The organism is Phaeobacter sp. JH20_34, assembly GCF_048056095.1.
In the GTDB taxonomy this organism is placed as follows: domain Bacteria; phylum Pseudomonadota; class Alphaproteobacteria; order Rhodobacterales; family Rhodobacteraceae; genus Phaeobacter; species Phaeobacter bryozoorum.
The window spans coordinates 227,963-253,948 of the sequence record NZ_JAYMWT010000021.1; the positions used below are offsets into that span (position 1 = coordinate 227,963).

Genomic DNA, 25,986 nt, shown 5'->3' on the forward strand with positions numbered 1-25,986 from the left:
GCGGGGCTTTGTGTTACAGGGGTTGCGGGACGTCGCCGGATTTGGAACAAGTGTTCGCGACAGAGCGCGCCGTGACTGCCGCGCCATTTCCTTGTTCCTGCCGACGTTGCGCAACACCCGCCCAGAAGGGCCGGCCGCTGCGCCCTGACCAACCGTCGCGGACCACCCGAAACAGATGGAGGGAGCCGATGTTCCAGACCTTCGACGTGACAGCCCGCCCGGAACAGGGCCCGCCCCGCCTCAAGGCTTTGCGCACTGAATTGCAGCGCGAGGGGCTCGACGGCTTTCTGGTGCCGCGCAGCGATGCCCATCAGGGCGAATATGTCGCCCCCGGCGACGAACGTCTGGCCTGGCTCACCGGATTTACCGGCTCTGCGGGCTTCTGTGCCGTGCTGCGTGATGTGGCCGGGGTGTTTATCGACGGGCGTTACCGCACGCAGGTAAAACAGCAGGTCGCGGAGGTCTTTACCCCGGTGCACTGGCCCGAGGTACAGCTGGCCGATTGGCTGAAGGAGCAGCTGCCGACCGGGGGGCGCATCGGCTATGACCCCTGGCTGCATTCGGCCAGCCAGATGCAGGGGCTCGATCTGCACGGGTTTGAATTCGTGCCGGTCGACAATCTGGTGGATCGCATCTGGCAGGATCAGCCCACCCCGCCGGTGCAGCCCGTCATCGCCCATCCGCTCAGCTATGCAGGTACATCCGCCTCCGAAAAGACCGCCTCTCTGGCCCAAGAGCTGCGCGACGCCGGACATAGCGCCGCCGTGATCACCCTGCCAGATAGCATCATGTGGCTCCTGAACATCCGCGGCAGCGATATCGCCCACAACCCGGTCGCCCACGGGTTTGCCATCCTGCACGCCGACGCGCGGGTCGATCTGTTCATGGCGGAAGAGAAGCTGACGGGTGTCAGGGATCACCTCGGCGCGGATGTGGCCGTTCATGCGCCGCAGACCTTCCTGTCAGCCGTGGCAGAGCTGGCACAGGCCAAAGATGCCTCCGTCACCGTCGATCTGACGACCCTGCCCCGGATCGTCGCCGATCAGCTCGGCGATGCGCTGGTTGCGGCCGGTGACCCCTGCGCCCTGCCCAAGGCCCGCAAATGCGCCGCCGAGATCGCAGGCAGCGCCGCCGCTCATCTGCGCGATGGTGCCGCCGTGGTGGAAACCCTCGCCTGGCTGGACGCCCAGCCCCCCGGCAGCATCACCGAAATCGACGTGGTCAAACATCTCGAAGCCACCCGCCGCAAGGATCCGAAGCTGCGCGACATCAGCTTTGAAACCATTTCGGGCACCGGCCCCAATGGCGCCATCATCCACTACCGGGTCAGCGAGGACAGCAATGCCGCGCTGCTGGACGGGCATCTGCTGGTGCTGGACAGCGGCGGGCAATATCTGGACGGCACCACCGACATCACCCGCACCCTCGCCATCGGCACCCCACCGCAGGAAGCCCGCGAGGCCTATACCCGCGTTCTGCAGGGCATGATCGCCATGTCCCGCCTGCGCTGGCCCAAGGGGCTTGCCGGTCGCGACATCGAGGCGGTGGGACGAATGCCGCTCTGGCTGGCCGGGCAGGACTTCAACCACGGGCTTGGCCACGGGGTCGGCGCCTTCCTCAGCGTACATGAAGGCCCCCAGCGGCTCAGCCGTGCCGGCACCGTACCGCTGGAACCCGGCATGATCCTCTCCAATGAACCGGGATATTACCGCGAAGGCGCTTTTGGTATTCGCATTGAGAACCTGTTGGTGGTAGAACCGGCGCCTGAGCTGGACAGCGCCGACGCCGAACGCGAAATGCTGAGCTGGCGCACCCTGACCTACGCCCCGCTGGACCGCCGCCTGATCGTGGTGGACCTGCTCACCACGGCAGAGCGGGACTGGCTGAACGCCTATCATGCGGATGTAGCCGCCAAGATAGGACCCAACGTAACAGACCCGGCACAACGCTGGCTGGATGCCGCAACGGCGCCGCTGTGATACCGCAGTGTTACATCTGAAGACGACATTGATCCGTGACGAACGACGTGAAGGAAAAGACCATGACAAAGATCCATATTCGCAAAGCAGAAGGCACCTGGGTGGTGCGCTCCGGTGGTGCCGTGCTGGGCGAGAGCAGCAACGCGCTTGAGCTGAGCGAGGGCGATCTGGCGCCCGTCATCTATTTTCCCCGTGGCGACATCGCGACAGCCTTCCTTGACCGTAGCGACAAGACCACCCACTGCCCGGCCAAAGGCGATGCCAGCTACTTCTCGATTGTGAACAAATCATCCGTGACCGAAAACGCGGTCTGGAGCTACGAAACACCCAATGAGGCCGTAGCGCAGATCAAGGACCACCTTGCCTTCGTCACCGGTGACACCGTGAAAGTGGAGCGGATCTAGGCCCGGCTCGATCGGCAAAAACACGCTCTTATGCAGTCAGGGCGCCCCGTCTCGGGGCGCCTTTTTCGTGGATAAGCAGCCTTTCGCTCATCAGGAAACCGCGCTGGGAACCGACAACCCACCGCCCGCAGGCCCCGGCGCAGCGGCGCGCGATTGTCGGAAAACGCCATCTGATGGGTCGCGAACGGATCCGAAAAACGGCCACTGACGCGGTCGGAAAATTCGGACTTCACATATTCACCCGATACAGCAATTAGAAAGATGCACGTATAACGATCATATTGATCGTTATTTCGCTACCGTTTTTGCAGGCCAAAGAGAGCCCGCCCGGAACCCTGCCCCAGGACCAAATAAGATACCGACGAAGAAACAAATAGGCGCGACGGATGTCGCATGCCCCCCTAGTTCAGGATGGTCTGACAAAGATGCTGACGCGCGGCCTCGACGGCCTCACCGGTACAGAACATCTGTGCATCCCGTGCGCTTTGAACGACATAGTCGATCAGGGCCTCATAAGACGCCCGCTCATTTTCCTGCTCTACTGCCTTCGCCACTGTTTCAGCCTCTGTCGGGCTGATTGTTTTGTGTTGCATGTTTTCACTTCCGAAGAATGATCACCATTATCCTTATGTTAACCATATTTAAGCCGCTGGGCCGATAAAGGTTAAAATTTCTTCTGGAAAAAAGCGAACACCCGTTTCAGAAATATCACATATTTGGGATCGTCTTTTGCGGGTAAACTTGTCTTTAAGCGACGGCTTTATGGGAAATGTCGCAAATTGACGATGAGCCGCCGTAGTTTTCAATCCTCAACTATGCTCCTCCGCAGCCGCCGCAGCCAGCGCGCGGGTGTAGGCTTTCAGCGAATCAATGTGGTAAAGGGCTCCGATGAGATTCGGCGGATTATCGCCGCCCTCCCCTTCGGCCAGTACCGGCAGATAGCTGAGATCGGCCCGGTCGAAGATCGGCATCGCGGCCTCCAGCGAGGCCGAGGCGCGGACCGACAGCCCCTGGTCAATCAGCGCGGCGCAGTCCTCCGCGCTGGCGCAACGCGGATCGCCCAGGGGCCGCATCACCGCTCCGGCGCGCAGCATCGACAGCAGATAGGCCTGTGGCCCCGCCGCGCAATGAATATTGCGCCGCTCCAGCTGGGTGAGAAAGAACGACCGGTCGACAATCCGCGACGCCAGCGCCGTCGACATCGACACCGCCACCATCACCGCCAGGCCGATCTGCCAGTCGCCGGTCAGTTCGAACACGATCAGCGTCGTGGAAATCGGCGCGCCCAGCACCGCCGCCGCCACGGCGCCCATCCCGGCAAAGGCATAGAGCGTATGCGTCCCCGACACATCCGGCAGCACAGCGGTCGCAATCAACCCGAAGGCGAGCCCGGTCAGCGCCCCGACCATCAGCGACGGCGAGAACACCCCGCCCCCCATGCGCCCGCCCATGGTGATCGCCACGGCCGCGGTTTTGACCATGGCAAAGAGAATGGTCTGATGCAGCACCAGCGCGCCCGTGAGGGCCAGAACCGTGGTTTCATAGCCAACGCCAATGATATGGGGAAACCAGACCGCAAGCCCGCCCAGCAGCAGGCCAGAGGCCGCCGGACGCAGCCATCGCGGCAGACCCAGCTTTGTCTGCACAGCATTGCCGATTTCCTCGGCAAAGAAGATCGACCGCATCAGCACCACCGCCACGATCCCGCAGATCAGCCCAAGCATCAGAAAGGCCGGCAGCTCGACGTAGAATTGCAGCGCCCCCGGCGTGATCAGGTCGAACTCCGTCACATCGCCATATTCCAGCCGGTTGATCACGGTTCCGGCCACCGAGGCGATGACAATGGGCGCAAAGGCATGGACCGCGAAATGCCGCAGCACCACCTCCAGCGCAAAGAGCGCCCCGGCAATAGGCGCATTGAAGCTGGCAGAAACCGCCGCCGCCACCGCACAGCCCAGGAGATCGCGCCCGGTGATGCCATCGGCCTGAATGCGATTGCTGACCCAGGTCGAGATCACCCCCGCCATATGCACCACCGGCCCCTCGCGACCGGTTGATCCGCCGGTACTGAGCGTGATCAGAGAGGCACAGGCAGACGCCAGACCGGCGCGAATTTCCACCCGCCCATCGCCAAGCGCGGCCCCCTCGATCACATCGGCAACGGATCGCACCCGGGCATCCGGCGTAAACCGGTGCAGGATCAGCCCCACCACCAGCCCGCCAAGGGTCGGAATGATCATCAGCCAGTACCAGGGCATGTCCTGTGCGAAACTATGCAGGAAATTCACATCCTCCGCGCCATAGACCCAGGCCTGAAAGGCGGTGATCCCCTTGCGGAAGAACAGCGCCGCAAACCCGGCAGCGATCCCGATCAGCAAGGCGATAAACCAGAATTGAAACTGGCTCGGCCCCCGGTGGCGCAGCACCCGCCAGACATCCCGCACGCCAGCAACCCCCTGAGCCAGCTGGGCGGAAATGGCGGAGCGTATGGTCTGTGGCATGAGCCCGATTGTCCCGGTGTCGTTCTTGTCTGTTTACGCGGCAAACTATCGGCAGGTTGGTTAAGCCATCGTGAAAACTCAACAGCTTAGAACGATCCGGGCAACAGTTTTAGCTCAGCCCACCAGCAGCGCCCTGGCGGCGGCGCGGGCCTCAGAGGTGATTGTATCACCTGAAACCATACGCGCCAGCTCATCGACCCGTTCGTCCTCATCCAGCGGCACCACCTGCGACAGCGTCTGCCCGTCGACAACCTGCTTCTGCACCCGCCAATGATGCGCGCCCTGGGCCGCCACCTGCGGCGAATGGGTCACAACCAGCACCTGCCCGCCATCGGCCAGCGCCTTCAGCCGCCGCCCCACGGCATCCGCCGTCGCGCCGCCCACGCCGCGGTCGATCTCGTCAAAGATCATCGTCTGATTGCCGGTCTCGCCGCGCAGGCAGACCTTCAGCGCCAGCAAAAAGCGGCTCAGCTCACCGCCCGAAGCGATCTTGTTCAGCGGTCCCGCCGGCGCGCCAGGGTTTGTGGCCACGGTAAAGGCAACCGCGTCCTTGCCCTCCGGTCCCGGCTCGGCCTCGGTCAGCCGTGTTTCAAACACCGCGCGTTCCATCTTGAGCGGGGCCAGCTCAGCCATCACCGCCGCATCCAGTGCCGCCGCCGTCTCCCGCCGCGCCGCCGAGAGCTGCGCCGCCGCCCCCGCATAGGCCGCCTCGGCCTCGGCCAGTGCGGCCTCCTGATCGGCGAGATCCTGATCCCCGGCGTCCACCGCCGCCAGTTTCTCGCGCAGGGTTTCAGCATAGCCGCCCAGATCATCAGGCAGCACATCATGTTTGCGGGCCAGCGCGCGGATGGCAAACAGCCGCTCCTCGCTCTCTTCCAGCTCACCGGGATTGAACTCCAGCCCGTCGAGCACACGGGCAACGCCATCCTGCGCCTCACCCAGTTCGATCATCGCCCGCAACAGCGCCGCAATCGGCGCATCCAGCGCCGAGTCTGCCTGCGCAGAGACCCCTTCCAGCCAGCGCTGCGCATCCCCCAGTGCCGTCTCGGCACCATCGGTCAGGATGCTCTGCGCGCGCTGGATATCGCCACGGATCCGCTCGGCGGACTGCATCTCGCGGCGGCGCTGATCCAGTGCAGCATCCTCGCCGGGCTGCGGGTCAAGCGCGTCCAGCTCCGCCACCGCATGGCGCAGGAAATCCTCTTCGGCGCGGATAGCCTCCAGCGCGGCGCGGGTTTCGGCAACGCTCTTTCGGGCGCGGCTGGCAGCGGCCCAGCGATCGCGGACGGTCCGCAGAAGATCGCCAAGACCGGCAAACTCATCCAGCATGGCGCGGTGGCCGCGCGGGTTCAGCAGGCCCCGGTCATCATGCTGGCCATGCAATTCCAGCAGCGTGTCCGACAGCGCCCGCAGTACCTCGCCCGAACAGCGCCGGTCATTCACCCAGGCGGTCTTGCGTCCCTCGGCGGTGTTCACCCGGCGCAACAGCAGCGTATCGCCTCCGGGCAGCCCCGCCTCAGCCAGCACCGCATGGGCCGGATGGTCTGGCGACAACTCGAACTCGGCCAGCACCTCCCCCTGTTTGGCGCCCTGGCGCACCAGTTCGGCCCGGCCCCGCCAGCCCAGCACAAAACCAAGCGAATCCAGCAGGATCGACTTGCCGGCCCCGGTCTCCCCGGTCAGCACATTGAGACCCGGCTGAAAATTCAGCTCAAGATGGTCGATGATCAGGATATCGCGAATATCAAGCGCGCGCAGCATGGCCCGGCCCCAATTGCGGAAGTGGCAATTACAGCCACTCCCCCTTGATGGACTGACGGTAGATCTGGCTCAGCCAGTTGTTGCCAACATCGCGCATTTTCAGCCCGTTGTCTGTCAGCAGCTTAAAGCTGTCCTCATACCATTCGGTCGATTGATAGTTATGGCCCAGAATGGCACCGGCGGTCTGCGCCTCATTCACCAGCCCTAGCGACAGATAGGCCTCGACCAGACGGTGCAGCGCCTCTGCGGTATGGGTTGTGGTCTGGAAATCCTCGACCACAACGCGGAACCGGTTCACCGCCGAGGTATAATGCCCCTTGCGCAGATAGTAGCGGCCGATCTCCATCTCCTTGCCCGCCAGATGGTCAAAGGCAAGGTCGAACTTCAGGATTGCCGAGCTGGCATATTCGCTGTCCGGGTAGACCTCGATCACGGTGCGCAGCGATTGCAGCGCCTGAAAGGTCAGGCCCTGATCGCGGCCCACTTCGTCGATCTGATCATAGTAGCTCAGCGCCAGCAGATACTGCGCATAAGCGGCGTCTTCTTCGGTCGGGTAGAAGTCGATATAGCGCTGTGCGGCAGCGCGGCTATCCTCGTAGTCACGCCCCAGATGATAGGCATAGGCCTGCATGATCAGGGCCTGTTTCGCCCAAGAGGAGTAGGGGTAAAGACGTTCGATCTCGGAGAAGTAAAAGGCCGCATCCTCGGTCCGGTTGCGCTCCATCTCGAATTCGCCGCGCTCGTAGATCTGCTCCGGGGTGAACCCGTCAAGTGGCTGCGAACTCTTGGCCGCGCCCCCGTCTCCGCCACATCCCGAAAGCGCAGCTACGAGTAGAACCGCGCCGATGGTTTTGGCTGCCGCCCCCATGCCCATCATGTTCGCCTAACCTCACCGTCATTTACTTACGGGTGTGAACCCCGGTTCTGCCCGGTCTAGCACATTCAATTGACGCGCAAAACGTCTTTAACCGATTTCCCGCCCACTTGGCAGAGAAAGCGCGGCGGGGTCAAGAGTGCGAAGCAGCCCCGGCCCGCCACAACATGGCCCACGCCAGCCGATACCCCATGCCGCGCCGGGGTTCGCCGCAACCGAAAACATTGGTCAATATGAGGTGAGCGCTGCAAGGGTTCGAACCAAACGGGATCTGGACAAATCCCGGCAAGCCGCGTTGGGGCACGCTGAGGCCGCGCGCTGCGCCGTGAAGCCGCCGGTGTGATCTTCGAACCGCCCCGCCCCTCTAGGGTCACGACCTAAGGACGGCTCGAAGATCTCCCCCGGTGCCCCCGGCGCAATCTGCCCCGGTCGGGCTGCGCCAACGCATAGGCCTGTATTGGATCGAACTGTGGTGCAGTCTGCGCCCGGCGTCTGTGCTGCAATCATCAGTTCGAGAGTGACCGGAGTGCTGTCGTTGCAGCCCGCGGTCCGGTTGGCGCCGGGTGCACCCCGATTGTCCGGGGGAACCCAGGTTGAACGTCAGGCCCCCCAGCCGACGTTCCCGCCCGATAGCCTCAATTCAGTTACGCAACGCGGCGCGCATCGGTCGGGATCTCCGCCCAGACCAGCCCCTGCCCCGGCAGGCGCGCTGTCATCGCCGCATCGCAGCTCACCTGACGCACCGCGCCGGGTGTCGCAAAGACCGCCCGCAGCAATGTGTTGGTCAGCGAATGACCGGCACGCTCGCCGATATAGTGGCCAAAGACCGGGCCACCCGCCAGCGACAGATCACCAAGCGCGTCCAGCATCTTGTGGCGCACCGGCTCATCCGAGTGGCGCAGCCCCGCGCCGCTCTCGACCTGCGGGCCGTCGAACACAACCGCGTTCTCGCCGGGGACACCCCCCAGCGCCAGACCATTGGCCTGCATGCTTTCGACGTCAACGCGACGGCAGAAGGTGCGGCTGTCGCAAAGCTCACGCGCAAAGGCACCATTGCGCAGATCCAGCGTCTTGCTCTGACGGCCAATCGCCGTCTCGGCGAAGTCGATGTGGAACTCGATGGTCAGGCGGTTGCTCGGCAACAGGGTGGCGGTGGCACCGTCATGGCTGACACTCACCGGCTTCAGGATCTGATAGGCGGTGACCGGCGCCGCAAGGCGCTGAATACCGGTCTGCATGATGCCCCGCACGAAATGCGCCGAAGACCCATCCATGATCGGCACTTCCGGGCCGTCGATATCAATCATCACATTGTGGATGCCACAGCCCGCCAGCGCGGCCATGATATGCTCCACCGTGGAAACCGAAACACCGGAGGCATTGACCAGCCGCGTGCACAATGGCGTCCGCTCGACCCGGTCCCAAAGCGCCGGCACCATGGTGTTGCCCAAAGCGATGTCAGTGCGCCGGAAGCAGATGCCGTGGCCAGCCGATGCAGGCTTCAGGATCATGCGAACGGGTTTGCCGGAGTGGAGCCCCACACCGTCAAACGTCACTGATGCTTTAAGCGTATTCTGCACGATGGCCTCATTCCGTAAGGGTGGGCCGTACTTGGGCCCTTGTTGCGGAACAGAGGTAAGGTGTCACTTCGTTAGGCTCAACTCAATCTTTGTAACGGAATGAAACATCCCTGTAACAGATCGGCAAAACCCTGCCCAACCGGCACCAACTTGCTGATTCAAAACGAAAAAAGGTCGCCATATGGCGACCTTTTTGACTTATATGTGATCAGCTCAGTTGGCTTGACGGCGCAGGAATGCGGGAATTTCGATGCGTTCCTGCTCAGGGTTCGCCTGCCGCTGCGGCTGCGCTGCGGGTGCCGCCTGCTGGCCGTGATGCGCAACCTGGGGCTGGTGCATCGGGGCCTGCTGTGCGGCGGCCTGCTGCATGGGCGGCTGCTGACGTGCCGGTTGCTGCGGCTTGGCGGTCTGGCCTTCAGCGGCGCTGCCGGTCATGCGGTGGATCAGCGAATTGAGCCCAAAGCGGCGCTGTTCGTGACCCGCTGCTGCGGGCTGCTGCACCTGCTGAGGCTGCTGCTGGACCTGCTGCGGAGCCCGCGGCTGAACCGTGTCGATCGACGGGCGCTGCTGCATCTGTGTCTGCTGCATCGGCTGCTGAGGCTGGGCGCGCTGCGCAGCCGCCTGAAGCCGCACGATCGCCTCTGGCGACGGGGTACCGGGTGCGGGCGCCTTTGGTGCCACAAAGCTCTCGGCCTGATGGGCCGCAACTTCGGCCTGCGGCTGAAATTCCGGCGCGGGCGTGCCCTGATAGGCCGGTGCGGGCAGACCGTCGGCGCCCAGCTGTTCGCCTGCGTCCTCCAGCACCTCTTCATAGTGACCTTCAGCGGCGGCCTGACCATCGTCGAATTCCGCAAACAGCGACGGCTCTTCCTGAGCGGCGGCCACGGGTTCGGCGGCAGCTGCGGGCTGCTCAACCGGGGTGCTCAGCTCCAGCGGCGCGGCGCTGCGGCTGTCTTCGACGCTGACGGTCTGCTTCAGCGGTGCCGACATCGGACGGCGCGGTACCGGAATGTCGGAGTGCACATCCACGGCATCAATACCGGTCGCCACAACGGAAACCCGCATCTTGCCTTCCATCGCGGTGTCGAGGGTCGAGCCGACGATGATGTTTGCGTTGGGATCGACCTCTTCGCGAATGCGGTTGGCCGCTTCGTCCAGTTCAAACAGGGTCAGGTCATGTGCGCCGGTGATGTTGATCAGAACACCCTTCGCGCCCTTGAGGCTGATTTCGTCCAGCAGCGGGTTCGCGATGGCCTTCTCGGCGGCCTGCACGGCGCGATCTTCGCCCTCGGCCTCGCCGGTGCCCATCATCGCCTTGCCCATCTCGTCCATCACGGCGCGCACGTCCGCAAAGTCGAGGTTGATGAGACCCGGACGCACCATCAGATCGGTCACGCCTTTGACACCTTGATAAAGGACATCATCCGCCATCGAGAACGCCTCGGTGAAGGTGGTCTTTTCATTGGCCAGACGGAACAGATTCTGGTTCGGAATGATGATCAGCGTATCGACGACCTTTTGCAGGGCTTCGACACCCTCCTCGGCCTGACGCATCCGCTTGTTGCCTTCGAACTGGAACGGCTTGGTGACAACACCAACGGTCAGCACACCCAGTTCACGGGCGGCCTGCGCGATGATCGGCGCAGCCCCGGTGCCGGTGCCGCCACCCATACCTGCGGTGATAAAGCACATGTGCGCGCCCGCGAGGTGATCAACGATCTGTTCAATGCTTTCTTCAGCAGCGGCAGACCCAACCGAGGGGCGCGCGCCGGCGCCCAGACCTTCGGTGACTTTGATGCCCAGCTGGACGCGGCTTTTGGAGGCGCTTTGCTGCAGCGCCTGCGCGTCGGTATTGGCGACGACAAAATCCACGCCGTCCAGCTGTTTGTCGATCATGTTGTTGACGGCATTGCCGCCTGCCCCGCCGACGCCAAACACGGTAATCCGGGGCTTCAGCTCTTCCTGGCCGGGCATCGAAAGGTTCAAGGTCATGCTCGTTCCGCCTGTGTTATCAGCCCTCCCGCAAGGGCCTATTCCTGTCCATCTTTGCGACAATCCTACCGCGCAGCACGAGTCGCGTCATCCAAAAAAGCGCTATTTTCCACAAAATATAGACATAGTATTGTCTAATTTCGCGACATTTCGCCGATTTTGGCAAATGCTGTGGAAAGCCCAGCAACACACCACAACATGACGGCAGCCTCCGAAAACCAAAGCCCTCGAAAGCACATCTCGTCACTGATACTGGTGGCCACTGCTCGGCCTACATGCGCCGCATGATGCGGTCGTTACCGGAACATTAACGCGGCAGGATTTCGCTGTCACCCGCGAAACCGCCTTGCCAGCGAAGTTTTTCGTTAACATTTGATTAATGAAGGCGGCACTGCGAAGGCGCGGAGCGGGCCTGTCCCCCCTACTCCGACAGAGGCCTCACCAGTTGTCGCGGAACCATTTTACCGCCCGTTTCAGCGTGCCGCTGGCGTTGCGGTCCACCGGCATCTCAAAATCCCACCACTCATCCTGCGGATGGGCGGCAAACAGGCTGAGACCAACGGCGGAGGCAAAGCCGGGACCGGTTGCCGACTGCGGCAGGCCGTGAACCCGCAAAGGCCGGCCGAGGCGCACCTGCTGCCCCAGAACCCGGCTCGCCAACCCGTCCAGACCCATAATCTGGCTGGAGCCTCCGGTCAGCACGATCTGCTGGCTTGGCAGGCTGTCAAACCCTGCCGCATCCAGACGGGCGCGCACCTCTTCAAGGATCTCTTCGACGCGCGGCCGCATGATCCCGATCAGTTCAGCCCGGCTGACAGTGCGGCGGTCATGTTCCCAGTCGCCGGTATCGGCGTGGATATCAATCATCTCGCGGTCATCGGCGCCGGTGGCATGGACGCCACCGTGAAAGGTCTTGATCCGCTCGGCGTTGGCCGTTGGCACCCCCAGCCCCATCGAAATATCGCTGGTGATGTGATCACCGCCCATACGCACCGCATCGGCATAGATCATATGTTTCTTCATAAAGACCGAAATCGAGGTCGAGCCGCCGCCCATGTCGATACAGGCCGCCCCCAGCTCCTGCTCATCCTCAACCAGTGCCGCGAACCCGGACGCATAGGCGGAGGACGCGATGCCCGCCAGCTCCAGATCACAGCGCTGGATGCAGCGCACCAGATTCTGCACGGTCAGCGCATCAACCGTCAGCATGTGCATATCCGCCGCCAGCGTCTGCCCCATCTGTCCGCGCGGGTCATTCAGACCCGACCGGTTGTCCAGCGCAAAGTTCACCGGCTGGGCATGCAGCACCTCGCGTCCGGCGCCATATTCCGGCACCTCGCAGGCCGCCAGCACGCGGGCGATTTCATTCTCGGTCACCACCTGACCTTCCAGATCCACCTGCGCATCCAGCCCGTAGGATCGCGGATTGGCCCCGGAAAAACAGGCGATCACATGATCCACCCGCACCTCGGCCATCTTCTGCGCGGCCTGAACCGCCGTGCGGATCGCGCGTTCGGTTTCCTGCATGGCCGTGATCTCGCCGAACTGCACCCCGCGCGAGCGCGTGGTGGCCGCACCGATCACCCGGAACCCCGACTGCCCCGCCAGAGACCCAATGGAATTATCCTCGCTCAGCCGCCCGGTGCCGTCGAAACGCAGCACCAGACAGGCAATCTTGGAACTGCCCACATCCAGAATGGCCACAACACCGCGCTGCATCGCCTGACGTCGCATCTGCCGCATGGCTCTTTGGGATTGGTAGAGATCGGTCATATCATAGCCCGCCTGCGTTCAACTGTCGGATCCGCCACCAGTCCTCGACGGCGTTTTCGGTCATTCTTACGGTTGGACGCGCCGCCAGGCGCATATCCACCACCGCCACATCACGCTCCAGAAGGTCGCGCACTTCGCTGACGGCAATCACCCGCTCCAATGCGGGCACCGGATTTTCGGCCGGCAGCATGATCCGCTGGCCACGGTCCAGCACCAGATCCCAGCGCCGTTCGCCAATCCGCACCAGCCCACGCATCCGCGGTCCCAGCGGCTTGGCCACCGCAAACAGCCGCAGCGCCTCCTCAATGGCGTCGTCGGCATTGCGCCCGGCCACCAGCGGCAGATCCGGGTGCATATTGCGCGCGCCCAGCTCAGCCACATGCACGCCATTGGCATCCAGCAGCGCCAGACCTTCGCGGCTGCGCCAGACAACTGCGGGTTTGCGCTCTTCCACCGTGACCTGAAGCACCCCACCCGGGCGGATCCGCACATCCGCCGTCCGCACCGGATCCAGACCGGTGATTTCGTCGCGGATCTGGGCCAGATCCAGATCGAAGGAGCTGATGGGAAAATCAATCGGCACCACTTCGCGAATATCTTCGGCCACGCTGCGCCCCGCCCCGTCGATGGCCATCACATTGACCATGAATTCGGGGCGCTCCTCGATCGAGGCCCGCAGATCGCTGATCATCACCTGCAACCGGTCGCGTCGCGCCTCATCCGCCATGAACACGGTGCCGGCCACAAAGACCAGACAGAAGGGAATGCCAAAACGCACACCAAAGCGAATGCCCGGGGTCAGCATCCAGCGCTGGATGCGATAGGTCAGACGAGAGGGGGCAGGATCGGAACGCCCCTCGCGGGGTTTGCGAAACCGCGTGATCAGCGAGGGCATGTCGCATCCTCAACCAACCAGGCGCAGAGCTGCCCGAATGTCATACCCACATGTTCCGCCTGCTCCGGCGTCAGCGACGTCGGCGTCATTCCGGGCTGGGTATTGGTCTCCAGCAGGATCAGCCCCTCGGCGCCGCGCGTCTCGTCCCAGCGAAAATCGGTGCGGCTGATGCCCCGGCACCCCAGCGCCTCATGGGCCTTCACTGCATATTCGAGACAGAGCGCAAAGATCTCCTCCGGGAGATCCGCAGGCAGCACATGACGCGAGCCACCGGGTTTGTACTTGGCGTCATAGTCATACCAGCCGTCGGTCAGGATATCGGTCACCGTCAGTGGTCTGTCGCCCAGTACGGTGGTGGTCAGCTCGCGGCCGGGGGCAAAGCTCTCGACCATCACCTGATCGGGCATGTCCTGCGACAGCTGCGGCGGACCGTTGGCGACTTCATTCACCAGATAGACCCCCACGCTGGAGCCTTCGTTATTCGGCTTCACCACATAGGGCGGCGCCATCACATGGCCGGCCATCACCTCGGTCTTGGAATAGATGCCGCTCTCGACAACGGGCAGACCTGCGGCGCGATAGATGGATTTGGCCCGCTGCTTGTCCATCGCCAGGGCAGAGGCCAGCACGCCGGAGTGGGTATAGGGGATGCCGAGCCATTCCAGCAGCCCCTGCACGCAGCCATCCTCGCCCCAGCGGCCATGCAGGGCGTTGAACACCACGTCAGGACGATCCGCCTGCAAACGCGCCGCGAGATCCGGACCCGCGTCCAGTTCTGTAACCTGATATCCCTCGTCCCGCAGCGCGGTGGCGCATTCGCGCCCTGTGGACAAAGACACCTCGCGTTCAGCCGAGGGGCCACCCATCAATACCGCCACTTTCGGGAGTGTCCTGCTCGACTTACTCACGACAAGCGCCTCAAATGTTCCGGGGCTTCTCGCCCCTTGTTATGCGGTCGTAAATTGACCCCAATTCGCGCAGGCCAAGGCCTGCTTTTTCGTCTTGCGAGGTCTATTCCCCGCACCGGACGGACCACTGTGGTTCGCTGTCACCACATTAACGTCATAAACGTTACCGGCCCGTTAACAGTGCCTTTACCAAGATCGCGCTTTTCCAGTTCGCCAGCTGCTGCGATTCCCACAGGAACAACCTGCTGATCAGAGGTAACCCCCTGAAAAACATGGCCTTTATCGGCTATTTGGAAAGCGGATCCCCCACCCGCATGATTTCCCACTCTAGCGTTATGCCAGAATTGGCGTAAACCTCTTTTCTGACATCTTCGCCCAATCCCTCAAGATCTGCGGCAGATGCGCCACCTGTGTTAATCAAGAAATTGGAATGCTTCTCGCTCATCTGGGCACCGCCGCGCCGGGCGCCGCGCATTCCGGCATCATCAATCACTTTCCAGGCCTTCAGATCATGGACATCATCGGCCTGACCGGTCGATGAAAACCCCGCCGGATTGCGAAAGGTCGACCCGGCTGACCGGTCCTTTGTCGGCTGGGTGGCATCGCGTTTGGCCAGCTGCTCTTCCATGCGCGCATGCAGGGCTTCGGGATCACCCATCGGGCCGCGCAACACCGCCGACACCAGCACCGCCCCCTCCGGCAGGTCGCTCTGGCGGTAGGCGAACTTCAGGTCCTCACCGCTCAGCCTCACGACTTCACCGCTGCGCAGCACCACCGTTGCCGACTGAAAGACATCTGCGACATAGCTGCCATAGCAACCGGCATTCATCCGCACCGCGCCACCGATCGAACCGGGGATGGTGCGCAGAAATGTCAGATCCACCCCCGCATCCGCGGCCTTGCGGGCCACATGGGCATCCAGCGCAGCAGCGCCAGCGGTCACCGTGTCGCCCTCGACCTCAATCGCGTTGAACCCGCGCCCCAGCCGGATCACCAGCGCCCGCAACCCGCCATCACGCACGATCAGGTTTGAGCCGACGCCCATCGGGAACACCGGCACCGACGGATCCAGAGACCGCAAAACATGCGCCAGATCCTCCACATCGGCAGGCTGAAACAGATAGTCCGCCGGTCCGCCAACCCGCAGCCAGGTCAACCCTGCCAGATCGCGATTCGGATGAAGCTTGCCGCGCAGCCCGTCGATGTTCATATGCTCTGCCCCTGCCTGTCTTGGCGTCCACCCCGGCCAAGCGAGCCGACGCAGCACCCAGCGGGCAAACGACGACGAGACTCAGCAGCCCGGACCGACCCTGCGTGTACTCCGGTTTTGCCCATGCACACAATGGCCCAGCCCGCAGCCCGGCGCAAAGGGCAGAGCGCTCATTCGTGGAAATCGGCGGGGTTCAGCTGCGGCTCAGGCGATTGCGCAGCCAGCGGCCCAGATAGATCACCGGCCAGCGCAGCATCGACATGCCCGCAAACAGCGCCGCCAGCCCCCACCAGGGACCGTTTTCATAGGTGACATAGCCCAGCAGCGGGATGCCAAAGGCAATCAGGAGATAGGCGCGCGACCAGTGATTGTCCCGGCTTGGCAGCATCGCCAGCACATTGGCGGCCACCACCCAGAGACAGGCCAGGATCAGCGACTGCGTCATTCGCCAACCTCCGGCCCGGAGGCTCGGCGCAGGCGCGACAGCACATGCAGCAGCGGACGGCGGAACATCGACACCAGCGCAAAACAGCCAAAGGCAGCGGCAAACCAGCCGTGGTCACGCCCCAGGAAATAGATCAGCACCGGCGCCACAGCGACCAGCGCAATCCCCGGCCCGCGCTGCCAGCGAACCGGCAGGGCGGCCACGCCGGTGGCAATGAACACCCACAGGACAGAGGCCAGCAGGCTCAGCATGGCGCTGCCTCAACCGCCGGGACCCTCGCCCGCGGATAGGAGATCACGCCAGCCACCCTCAGCCCCGCAACCGCTCGGGCAGACCATTGGCCCAGGCGCTGATGGTACCCGCCCCAAGGCAGACGACCATATCGCCGGGTCGGGCCTGTTCACGCACCAGCCGCTCCAGATCGGGTTCGTCCAGCAGCGCGCGGGCATGGCGATGGCCATGACGGATCAGACCGGCCACCAGATCGTCGCGCCCGGCGCCCTCGATCGGGTCTTCGCCCGCGGCAAAGACCTCGGCGATGGCGACCACATCGGCCTCGTTGAAACAGGCGCAGAAATCCTCGAACAGGCTGGACAGGCGCGAATAACGGTGCGGCTGATGCACCGCGATCACCCGGCCCTCGCAGGCCTGCCGGGCCGCTTTCAGCACGGCAGTGATCTCGACCGGGTGGTGGCCGTAGTCGTCAATAATGGTGACACCGTCCACTTCGCCCACTTTGGTGAAGCGGCGGTTGACGCCGCCAAAGGCCGCCAGAGCCTCGCGGATCTCGCTGCTTTTCATGCCCAGATGGCGCGCCACGGCCACTGCCGACAGCGCGTTGGAGACATTGTGATCCCCCGGCATCGGCAGAGTGCAGCCCTCGATCACGCGATCCTCGGCCTGAAGATGAATATCAAAATGCGCCACGCCCGCCTTGTAGGTCAGGTTGACCGCCCGCACATCTGCCTGCGCGTTGAACCCATAGGTCACGACCCGGCGGTCGGTGATCCGGCCAACCAGAGCCTGCACCTCGGGATGGTCGGTGCAGCAGACCGCGACGCCGTAGAAGGGAATATTGGAGACAAAGTCATAAAACCCGTCGCGCAGCGTGTCGAAATCGCCCCAATGCTCCATATGCTCAGGGTCGATATTGGTGACGATCGCAATGGTTGCGGGCAGGCGGTTAAAGGTGCCGTCGCTTTCGTCGGCCTCAACCACCATCCACTCGCCCTGGCCCATCCGTGCGTTCGACCCATAGGCGTGAATGATGCCGCCATTGACAATGGTCGGGTCGAAATGACCGGCCACCATCAGCTCCGCCATCATGGTGGTGGTCGTTGTCTTGCCATGGGTGCCTGCGATGGCGATGTTGGATTTGAGCCGCATCAGCTCGGCCAGCATTTCGGCCCGGCGGACCACCGGCAGGCCACGCAGGCGCGCCTCGTCCAGCTCTGGATTGCCCGGTTTGATCGCCGAGGAAATGACCACAACCGCCGCATCTTCCAGATTTTCTGCCGCCTGCCCGACAAAGATCCGCGCGCCCAGCTCTTCCAGCCGGTTGGTGATCTTTGACGCTTTCAGATCCGAGCCCTGCACCACATAGCCAAGGTTCAGCAGCACTTCGGCGATGCCGGACATGCCGATGCCGCCGATGCCAACAAAATGGATCGGGCCCACATCACCGGGGAGTTTGGTCGCAGGGTTCATGTCATTCCTTCCTCGGACAGCTGTTCAACAAGCCCCACCAGCCGCTCGGTCGCATCGGGAATACCCACTTGCAAGGCGGCCCGTGCCATCTGGCTGGCACCATCGGGATTGCTGAGAACCGCGCTCATTTGCTCTGTCAGCGCCGAAACGTCAAGAGCGCTTTCCGGGATCAGGATCGCCGCCCCGGCATCGACCAGCCCACGGGCATTGGCGCTCTGGTGATCGCCAGCCGCCGCGGCAAAGGGGATCAGGATCGACGGGCGGCCGATCACCGAGATATCAGCAACCGACGACGCACCGGAGCGCGAGATCACCAGCTGCGCCTCCGACATGCGGGCGGGCACATCGGTGAAAAACGGCTGCACATCCGCCGCGATCCCCTGTTCGGCGTAGAATTGCGCAACCCGCGCACCATCTTCATCGCGCGCCTGATGCGAGACCCGCAACCGGCTGCGCAGCGCCTCTGGCAGTGCGGCAATCGCTGCGGGCACCACATCCGACAGAATCCGCGCGCCCTGGCTGCCGCCCATTACCAGCACCGACATCGGATAGTCACCCGGCGGAATATAACCAGCCCCTGCCCGCTCCAGCACCGCAGCGCGCACCGGGTTGCCGACATGGACGCCATCAACCCCCTCCGGCAGCGCCGTGGGCCAGACGCCACAGGCCACCCCGGCCACACGGGGAGCAAACAGCTGATTGACCCGGCCCAGCACGCCGTTCTGTTCATGGATCATACGCGGCAGCTTCAGCAGGGTCGCAGCCCCCAGTGCCGGGATCGACGGATAGCCGCCAAAGCCGACCACCACGTCAGGCCGGTCCCGCCGCATCTGCATCGCCATCCTTGTGACACCTGCGGCGATCTTCGGCGCGACCATCGCCTTGGCCAGCAGCCCGCCGCGGGCAAAGGTGGCCGAGGGCACCTCGGCAATCTCGGTGGTATGCGGATAGCCGCCGGTGTACCGCGCGCCCCGCGCGTCCGTTGACAGTTTCACCCGCCAGCCGCGTCTCAGCATCGCCTCGGCCAGGGCCTGCGCGGGGAACATATGCCCCCCAGTGCCACCCGCCGCCATCAAGAGCAATTTCTGGGCCATCGTATTTTCGGTCTTTCTGTCTCTGCTCACTCACCCCCCCGACCGCGCAGGGCAGACCGAGGGGTGCGCTTCAATCGGGCAGGCTCAGCCGCGCCCGTGTCCGCGCAGGAAATCTGCAATCTCGCCCTGCGGGCGCGACCGCGAAAACGCCAGCAACATCCCCACCGCGATCCCGCCGGCAATCAGCGAGGAGCCACCGTAGCTCACAAACGGCAGGGTCATGCCCTTGGCCGGCAAGAGCCGCACCGCAACGCCCATGTTGATCATCGCCTGCACGCCAAAGGTACAGACAAGACCGGTTCCGGCAAGCCGTATAAACGTGTCGCGCTCCCGCATCAGGCGGAACAGCGTGCGGGCCACCACCGCCGAATAAAGCAGGATCAGGATCACCACCAGCACCAGCCCGTATTCCTCGGCCGCCACTGCGATGATGAAATCGGTATGGGCATCCGGCAGCGACCATTTCACCTCGCCCTCGCCAACGCCGACACCGAACAACCCACCTTCGCGGATGGCATTGGTGGCATAGCCCATCTGGGTGGTCGGGTCGATTTCAGGGTTCAGGAAGCCGTCGATGCGGCGGGCAAAATGCTCGGAGCTGGAATAGGCCACAACCCCGCCCATCACGACCACCGCCGCCATAATCACCAACAGCAGCATCGGCGCACCGGCCACGAAATACATCACGCCCCAGCCAAACAGCACCAGACAGGCCTGGCCAAAGTCAGGCTGCATCACCAGCATCAGCACCACCGTCAGGCACAGGCCAAAGGACATCAGCGTGCCCGGCGGGCCGTTGATCTGCTGGCTCGCGGCGATCATCCAGGCCGCCACCACGATGAATCCGGGCTTCAGGAACTCCGACGGCTGCAACGAGGCAAAGCCGAGGCTGTACCAGCGCGTCGCGCCCTTGCCGAAATCGGTGCCAAAAACCGGCAGCAGCGCCAGCGCGACAAAGGCGCAGACAAACCCGATCACCGCCAGTCGCCGCACCAGCGTTGGCGACATCATCGAGGTGATCAGCATCGCCACCAGCCCGGTGATGCCAAAAATCGCCTGCCGCTCGACATAGTGGAAATTGTCAAACCCGTTGCGCTCGGCCAGCGGCACCGAAGCGGCCAGCCCCAAGAGCAGCCCGATGACAAACAACATCAGGACGCAGGACATCGTCCATTTGTCCAGCGTCCGCCACCATTTGGGTAGAATCGGCTCGCCCGCCTGTACGGGGAGCGCGCCATAGACCATTTCAGTCATGGAAGTACCGCCACTATCTGCCTCGTCATCCGTCCCGTTTTCGGGATCGTTAGGCAAACAGTAACCGGAAACTTTGCCTCAGGCCACCCTCTTCCTCTTGCCTTTGGCAGTTATCCGCGCCTATGGCCGGGCATGGCATATGAAACCCTGATCCTTGGCGCCGGCGCGGCCGGCATGATGTGTGCAACCCGCTCCGGCGCAGGCACGCTGGTGATTGATCACGCCAAGGCGCCGGGCGAGAAAATCCGCATTTCCGGCGGCGGGCGCTGCAATTTCACCAATATGTACGCCAGCCCCGAAAACTACCTGTCGCAGAACCCGCATTTCTGCAAATCCGCCATGGCGCGCTACACCCAGTGGGATTTCATCGAGCTGGTGGACCGACACGGCATCGCCTGGCATGAAAAGACACTGGGCCAGCTGTTCTGTGATGGCTCGGCCAAGCAGATTGTCGCGATGCTGGTAGAGGAAATGAAGACAACAGGTGCCGATCTGTGGCTGCAGACCAGCGTGACCTCCGTGACGCGCACCGCTGATGGGTTCCGCGTCGAAGTAGAGCGAGAGGGCAAGCCGCAGGTGCTGACCGCGCGCAATCTGGTGATTGCCACGGGCGGCAAGTCGATCCCGAAGATGGGCGCGACCGGTCTGGCCTATGATCTGGCGCGCCAGTTTGAGCTGCCGCTGACCGAAACCCGCCCGGCACTGGTACCGTTCACCTTCTCCGAAGACCGCTTCAAACCTCTTGCGGGCGTCGCCCTGCCCGCACGGCTTTCCAATGAGCGCACCAGTTTTGACGAGGCGCTGTTGTTCACCCATCGCGGCCTCTCCGGCCCCTCGGTGCTGCAACTGTCGTCCTACTGGCGCGAGGGGGAGCAGATCCGCGTCAACCTGATCCCGGAAACGCCGCTGTTTGATCACCTGCGCCGCCAGCGTCAGGAAACCGGGCGCAAGGATCTGACCACCGAACTGGCCCGTCACCTGCCCGGACGGCTGGTGGAGTTCCTGGCCCCTGAATTCGCCCTGAAGGGGCGGCTCGCCGACCAGTCCGACGCCGCCTTGCGCGATCTCTGCGACCAACTGGAAAACTGGACGCTCACCCCTTCGGGCAGCGAAGGCTATCGCACCGCCGAGGTGACGCTGGGCGGTATCGACACCGATGCGCTGTCGTCAAAGAGCATGGAGGCCAAGACGGTTCCGGGGCTTTATGCGATTGGCGAAGCGGTTGATGTGACCGGATGGCTGGGCGGCTATAACTTCCAATGGGCCTGGGCCTCCGGCGTCGCGGCCGGAACCGCAATCGCCGCCAAGGGCTGAGCCTCGGGCGTCTTCGCTCGGGCCAGCCCGAAACGCCGCCCCGTTCACCCCTCGCATCACTCCTCGATAAACACCTTATTGGCCGGCGTGACGCCGCGCGTATAGGTGCAGAAGGTGTCATGCGCATCAGGCGTGGTGGTATGGATCTTGATATTGGTGATCACCTCCACCGCCCCGGCATCAAGACAGGCCTGTTCGGCCTGTTTCACGATCCCCAGCAGCTGATCCAGCTCACCACGCTTCGTGGTCTCCATCGCCCCCACCTGAAACGGCAGGCCTGAGGCCTTCACCACATCAATCGCGCGGTCCACAACCTCGAAGTTATTGCCCTCACGCAGCCGGGGAATGACCTGAAAGGCCAGCATCACCGTGTTCTGCGGCGCTGTCGTCTCGGCCATCAGATTGCCTCCCCATCGGGTTGCACCGGGGCCTCCCCCTGTCGCTTCTGCACCTCGGCGATGAAATCCTCTCCGCGCTGCTCGAAGTTGTCATATTGGTCGAAACTCGCTGCCGCCGGGGCCAGCAGGACGGTATCACCCGCCTCCGCCTCAGCGGCGGCCCGGGCCACCGCCTGCGCCATGGTGATGCAGACCTCAGCCTCCACATCCAGCTGCATGGCAAAGCCTGCCGCCTCGCGACCGATCACATAGGCCTTGCGCACCTTCCCGGTCTGGCCGCGCAGAGCGTCCAGGCCGCCCTCTTTCTCCAGCCCGCCACAGATCCAGCGTATATTGTCAAACGCGCTCAGCGCCTTGGCCGCGCTGTCAAGGTTGGTGGCCTTGCTGTCATTCACATAGCGCACCCCCTGATGGGTCGCGATGGTCTGGCTGCGATGCGGCAGACCCGGATAGCTGGCCAGCGCCTCCTCGATCAGGCGCGGGGCCAGTCCCAGCGCCCGCGCCGCCGCATAGGCCGCACAGGCATTCTGATGGTTATGCGCGCCCGGCAGCCCCTGCATCTGACGCAGATCAATCGAGGCCGCCTGCCGCCCCTTGCGGTATTCGCTCAGGAACCCTTTGCGGGCAAAGACCTGCCAGCCCGGTCCGGTCAGTTTCTGGCTGGCAGAAATGCGGATCACCCGGTCATCGCTGGCCGCCTCCGACAGCTGACCGGCCAGATACAGCCCCTCATCCTCATCGACGCCAATGACCGCGCGATCCGGGCCGCCTTCGGCAAACAGCCGGCGTTTGGCCGCGAAATAGCCGCCCATGCCCGCGTGCCGGTCCAGATGATCGGGGCTGAGGTTGGTGAACACCGCCACATCCGGCGTCAGCGCCCGCGCCAGATCGGTCTGATAGCTCGACAGCTCCAGCACCACCACGCCCCCGGAGCCCGGCGGATCAATATCCAGCACACCGCGGCCGATATTGCCCGCCAGCTGGCTTTCGCGACCGGCCTCCTCCAGGATGTGGTGCAGCAGCGCCACCGTGGTGGATTTGCCGTTGGAGCCAGTAACCGCCACGATGCGCGGCGCCTGATCGTATTGCTCCCAGCCCTGGGTCGCAATGGACCGGAAGAACAACCCGATATCATTGTCCACCGGCACCCCCGCCACCAGCGCTGCGCGGATCACCGGGTTGGGTTTGGGGTAGAGATGCGGAATACCCGGCGAGACGATCAGCGATGCAACATCGTCAAAGGCGCCGGATTTCAGCAGATCCCGGCAGGTGAACCCCTCGACCTCGGCCCGCGCCCGCGCGCCGGGGTTGTCATCCCAGCAGACCGGCTCTGCCCCGCCTGCACGCAAGGCCCGCGCGGTGGCAAGGCCAGACCGTCCAAGCCCCAGCACCGCTACAGTTGCGCCTTCGAATCCGGTCACAGGGATCATCGCCTGCCCTCCCATTTGATCTTTGCTCGAATCGCTACCCGATCACGGGAACCAACACCAGTCCCGTTGCGTTTGCCAGTCCGCCGACACCCGGCTAGTGTCGGCCAAAAATTGGGAGGCCCCACAGCCATGGACGCGCGATTGCAGCAGATCCTCGATGCCATCAACCGCGATCTTCGCGACGATCCCGACCGGGGCGAGGTGGCCAGCTACATTCCCGAACTGGGGCAAGTCGATCCCCACCAGTTTGCCATCTCCGTGGCCACCGCCGACGGCCAGATCTACAGCGCCGGGGATGCCGCCACGCGGTTCTCGGCCCAGAGCATCACCAAGCTTTTTACGCTGGCGATTGCGCTCGGGCGCTCCGGCGATCAGCTCTGGCAGCGGGTTGGTCGCGAACCCTCCGGCACCGCCTTCAACTCCATCGTGCAGCTGGAACATGAACGCGGCCGGCCGCGCAATCCATTTGTGAATGCAGGCGCCATTGTCACCACGGATGAGGTGCTGGCGGGCCGCGAACCGCGCGATGCGCTGGCCGAATTCCTGGGCTTTATCCGCGCCGCCGCCGAGGATGACGATATCCACATCAATGGCGCGGTTGCCCGCTCCGAAACCGCCCATGGGCACCGCAATTTCGCCCATGCCCATTTCCTTGCCTCCTGCGGTAATCTCAAGAATGACCCGGACAAGGTGCTCGGCACCTATTTCCACCATTGCGCCACCGAGCTGACCACCACCCAGCTGGCCCGTGCCGGCCGTTTCCTGATCGGCGCCGGTGTCGGTCCGCGGCTGGTCTCGCTGGACCGGGTGCGGCGGCTCAATGCGCTGATGCTGACCTGCGGGCATTACGATGGCTCGGGCGAGTTCGCCTATCGCGTCGGCCTGCCCGCCAAAAGCGGGGTTGGCGGTGGTATTCTGGCCAGCGTACCGGGCAAGGCCAGCATCGCCGTCTGGTCGCCGGGGCTGGACCGCAACGGCAATTCGAAACTGGGCACCGAAGCGATGGAGCGGCTGGCGCGGGAGATGGACTGGTCGGTGTTCTGAGCCGCCGTTGCCAGCCCGGCGCACGCAGGGCTTACCATCCGTTCAGGCGGCAGCGCTATGCTCACATCCGTTGCAACACCAAGATCAGGAGAACGTCCCCGCCCAACTGACCCTTTCAAGGTCAAGACTCCGGGCGTATGGGGATCCGCACAGGCCGACAGACGGAGATGACCCCTGGCAAAGGTCATCCACCCTCCGCCCCTCCGGCGGCGCCGCCTTCTTCTTACGCAAAACCGCCCGAAGCATTTTCAGCCCCGAGCGGTTTCAGATATCAGACCAGATCGGCACACCGCCCCGCAGGATGACCTGCGCGGCGGCGATCCTGCGGGGCTCAGCGCACTTTCAGCGTGGCCAGACCAATCATCGCGAGGATCAGCGAGATGATCCAGAAGCGGATCACGATGGTCGGCTCCGCCCAGCCCTTTTTCTCATAGTGGTGATGGATCGGCGCCATCAGGAAGACCCGTTTGCCGGTGCGCTTGAAATAGAGCACCTGAATGATCACCGACAGCGCCTCCACCACGAACAGCCCGCCGACAATCGCCAGCACCAGCTCGTGTTTGGTGACCACCGCGATGGCGCCCAAGGCGCCGCCAAGGGCGAGCGAGCCGGTATCGCCCATGAACACCGCCGCTGGCGGCGCATTGTACCAAAGGAAGCCCAGACCGCCGCCAAACAGCGCCGCGGCAAAGATCAGGATTTCACCGGTGCCGGGCACGTAATGCACATCCAGATATTCGGTAAAGTCGACACGCCCCACCGCATAGGCAATCACCCCAAGGGTCGAGGTGGCAATCATCACCGGCATAATCGCCAGCCCGTCAAGCCCATCGGTCAGGTTCACCGCATTGGCCGCGCCGACGATCACGCAGATCGAAAACGGCACGTAGAACAGACCAAGGTTGATCAGCGTATCCTTGAACACCGGCAGCGCCAGCTGGTTCTGCAACTCCACCGGATGATAGGCCGAGGCCCAGAGGGCTGCGATCACCGCAATGGTGATCCCAAGCGCCAGCCGCAGCTTGCCCGGTACGCCTGCGGTGTTCTGCTTGGAGACCTTGGCATAATCATCGGCAAAACCGATCAGCGCAAAGGACAGCGTCACAAACAGCACCAGCCAGACAAAGGGATTGTCCCAGCGCGCCCAGAGCAGCGTCGCCGTCACCAGCGCGCCGACGATGAGCAGCCCGCCCATGGTGGGCGTGCCAGCCTTTGCCAGATGCCCTTCGGGGCCGTCATCACGGATCGGCTGACCTTTGCCCTGCTTCTTGCGCAGCACATTGATCAGCGGTGGCCCAAACAGAAACCCAAACAGAAGCGCCGTCAGAAACGCCCCGCCCGCGCGGAAGGTGATGTAGCGGAAGAGGTTGAAAAGATCGCCCCCATCCGACAGCGCGGTTAACCAATAGAGCATGTCAGCCGG

Annotated in this window: 22 protein-coding genes; 4 read left to right on the forward strand and 18 right to left on the reverse strand. The window is 63.5% G+C overall.

Annotated features, from left to right (window positions below):
• The first annotated feature begins 188 nt into the window (after positions 1 to 188).
• Both VWZ81_RS15680 and VWZ81_RS15685 read left to right on the forward strand, forming a co-directional pair.
• The gene (locus tag VWZ81_RS15680) at positions 189 to 1,979 is read left to right on the forward strand and encodes an aminopeptidase P family protein (protein ID WP_416543611.1); all 1,791 of its coding nucleotides are present in this window, start codon (positions 189 to 191) and stop codon (positions 1,977 to 1,979) included.
• A gap of 62 nt (positions 1,980 to 2,041) precedes the next feature.
• Positions 2,042 to 2,383 (forward strand): DUF427 domain-containing protein, encoded by a 342-nt coding sequence (locus VWZ81_RS15685; protein WP_340545056.1) that lies wholly within the window; start codon positions 2,042 to 2,044, stop codon positions 2,381 to 2,383.
• A 401-nt stretch (positions 2,384 to 2,784) separates the two neighbouring features.
• Here VWZ81_RS15685 and VWZ81_RS15690 read toward each other — a convergent pair whose 3' ends face one another.
• The 15 genes from VWZ81_RS15690 to ftsW all read right to left on the reverse strand — a co-directional run bounded on the left by VWZ81_RS15690 (position 2,785) and on the right by ftsW (position 20,377).
• Complete coding sequence (locus tag VWZ81_RS15690) at positions 2,785 to 2,976, reverse strand: hypothetical protein (RefSeq protein ID WP_340545054.1); 192 nt, start codon at positions 2,974 to 2,976, stop codon at positions 2,785 to 2,787.
• 216 nt (positions 2,977 to 3,192) lie between these two features.
• Positions 3,193 to 4,884, reverse strand: a complete 1,692-nt coding sequence (locus VWZ81_RS15695; protein ID WP_340545053.1) for a chloride channel protein — start codon at positions 4,882 to 4,884, stop codon at positions 3,193 to 3,195.
• A 114-nt stretch (positions 4,885 to 4,998) separates the two neighbouring features.
• A complete protein-coding gene (recN, locus tag VWZ81_RS15700; protein WP_416540436.1) occupies positions 4,999 to 6,645 on the reverse strand; it encodes a DNA repair protein RecN in 1,647 nt (548 codons plus the stop codon).
• Positions 6,646 to 6,673: 28 nt separating this feature from the next.
• Positions 6,674 to 7,522: an outer membrane protein assembly factor BamD gene (locus VWZ81_RS15705; RefSeq protein ID WP_340545051.1), complete on the reverse strand. Its 849-nt coding sequence runs from the start codon at positions 7,520 to 7,522 to the stop codon at positions 6,674 to 6,676.
• A gap of 641 nt (positions 7,523 to 8,163) precedes the next feature.
• Positions 8,164 to 9,099 (reverse strand): UDP-3-O-acyl-N-acetylglucosamine deacetylase, encoded by a 936-nt coding sequence (lpxC, locus tag VWZ81_RS15710; RefSeq protein WP_416536765.1) that lies wholly within the window; start codon positions 9,097 to 9,099, stop codon positions 8,164 to 8,166.
• Between the two features lie 213 nt (positions 9,100 to 9,312).
• Entirely contained in the window at positions 9,313 to 11,091 is a 1,779-nt protein-coding gene (gene ftsZ, locus VWZ81_RS15715) for a cell division protein FtsZ (protein WP_416543609.1), read from the reverse strand.
• Between the two features lie 438 nt (positions 11,092 to 11,529).
• Positions 11,530 to 12,864 carry a cell division protein FtsA gene (gene ftsA, locus VWZ81_RS15720; protein ID WP_014874087.1) on the reverse strand — a complete coding sequence of 445 codons (1,335 nt, stop codon included), beginning with the start codon at positions 12,862 to 12,864 and terminating at the stop codon, positions 11,530 to 11,532.
• A 1-nt stretch (position 12,865) separates the two neighbouring features.
• The gene (locus tag VWZ81_RS15725; protein WP_340545048.1) at positions 12,866 to 13,759 is read right to left on the reverse strand and encodes a cell division protein FtsQ/DivIB; all 894 of its coding nucleotides are present in this window, start codon (positions 13,757 to 13,759) and stop codon (positions 12,866 to 12,868) included.
• Positions 13,747 to 14,667: a D-alanine--D-alanine ligase gene (locus VWZ81_RS15730; protein ID WP_340545047.1), complete on the reverse strand. Its 921-nt coding sequence runs from the start codon at positions 14,665 to 14,667 to the stop codon at positions 13,747 to 13,749. The genes VWZ81_RS15725 and VWZ81_RS15730 overlap by 13 nt, the downstream gene beginning before the upstream one ends.
• 286 nt (positions 14,668 to 14,953) lie before the next feature.
• A complete protein-coding gene (gene murB / locus VWZ81_RS15735; RefSeq protein WP_340545046.1) occupies positions 14,954 to 15,877 on the reverse strand; it encodes a UDP-N-acetylmuramate dehydrogenase in 924 nt (307 codons plus the stop codon).
• A gap of 193 nt (positions 15,878 to 16,070) precedes the next feature.
• Positions 16,071 to 16,322, reverse strand: coding sequence for a DUF2484 family protein (locus VWZ81_RS15740; RefSeq protein WP_340545045.1), 252 nt, complete (start codon positions 16,320 to 16,322; stop codon positions 16,071 to 16,073).
• The gene (locus tag VWZ81_RS15745) at positions 16,319 to 16,573 is read right to left on the reverse strand and encodes a DUF2484 family protein (protein WP_340545044.1); all 255 of its coding nucleotides are present in this window, start codon (positions 16,571 to 16,573) and stop codon (positions 16,319 to 16,321) included. Before VWZ81_RS15745 ends, VWZ81_RS15740 begins: the two co-directional genes overlap by 4 nt.
• Before the next feature lie 58 nt (positions 16,574 to 16,631).
• Complete coding sequence (gene murC, locus VWZ81_RS15750; protein WP_340545043.1) at positions 16,632 to 18,029, reverse strand: UDP-N-acetylmuramate--L-alanine ligase; 1,398 nt, start codon at positions 18,027 to 18,029, stop codon at positions 16,632 to 16,634.
• Positions 18,026 to 19,123 (reverse strand): UDP-N-acetylglucosamine--N-acetylmuramyl-(pentapeptide) pyrophosphoryl-undecaprenol N-acetylglucosamine transferase, encoded by a 1,098-nt coding sequence (locus VWZ81_RS15755; protein WP_340545042.1) that lies wholly within the window; start codon positions 19,121 to 19,123, stop codon positions 18,026 to 18,028. The genes murC and VWZ81_RS15755 overlap by 4 nt, the downstream gene beginning before the upstream one ends.
• Before the next feature lie 84 nt (positions 19,124 to 19,207).
• Entirely contained in the window at positions 19,208 to 20,377 is a 1,170-nt protein-coding gene (ftsW, locus tag VWZ81_RS15760) for a putative lipid II flippase FtsW (protein ID WP_340546293.1), read from the reverse strand.
• A 132-nt stretch (positions 20,378 to 20,509) separates the two neighbouring features.
• Between ftsW and VWZ81_RS15765 the strand changes: the two genes are divergently transcribed.
• Positions 20,510 to 21,691 (forward strand): NAD(P)/FAD-dependent oxidoreductase, encoded by a 1,182-nt coding sequence (locus VWZ81_RS15765; RefSeq protein ID WP_416543607.1) that lies wholly within the window; start codon positions 20,510 to 20,512, stop codon positions 21,689 to 21,691.
• 56 nt (positions 21,692 to 21,747) lie between these two features.
• On the opposite strand, the gene VWZ81_RS15770 is transcribed toward VWZ81_RS15765, so the two are convergent.
• Positions 21,748 to 22,089 (reverse strand): thiamine-binding protein, encoded by a 342-nt coding sequence (locus tag VWZ81_RS15770; protein WP_416543605.1) that lies wholly within the window; start codon positions 22,087 to 22,089, stop codon positions 21,748 to 21,750.
• Positions 22,089 to 23,519 (reverse strand): UDP-N-acetylmuramoyl-L-alanine--D-glutamate ligase, encoded by a 1,431-nt coding sequence (gene murD, locus VWZ81_RS15775; RefSeq protein WP_416543603.1) that lies wholly within the window; start codon positions 23,517 to 23,519, stop codon positions 22,089 to 22,091. Before murD ends, VWZ81_RS15770 begins: the two co-directional genes overlap by 1 nt.
• 129 nt (positions 23,520 to 23,648) lie before the next feature.
• On the opposite strand from murD, the gene VWZ81_RS15780 reads away from it, so the two are divergent.
• Positions 23,649 to 24,563 (forward strand): glutaminase, encoded by a 915-nt coding sequence (locus VWZ81_RS15780; RefSeq protein WP_416536756.1) that lies wholly within the window; start codon positions 23,649 to 23,651, stop codon positions 24,561 to 24,563.
• Positions 24,564 to 24,894: 331 nt separating this feature from the next.
• On the opposite strand, the gene mraY is transcribed toward VWZ81_RS15780, so the two are convergent.
• A complete protein-coding gene (gene mraY, locus VWZ81_RS15785) occupies positions 24,895 to 25,977 on the reverse strand; it encodes a phospho-N-acetylmuramoyl-pentapeptide-transferase (RefSeq protein WP_061048820.1) in 1,083 nt (360 codons plus the stop codon).
• Between the last annotated feature and the right edge of the window lie 9 nt (positions 25,978 to 25,986).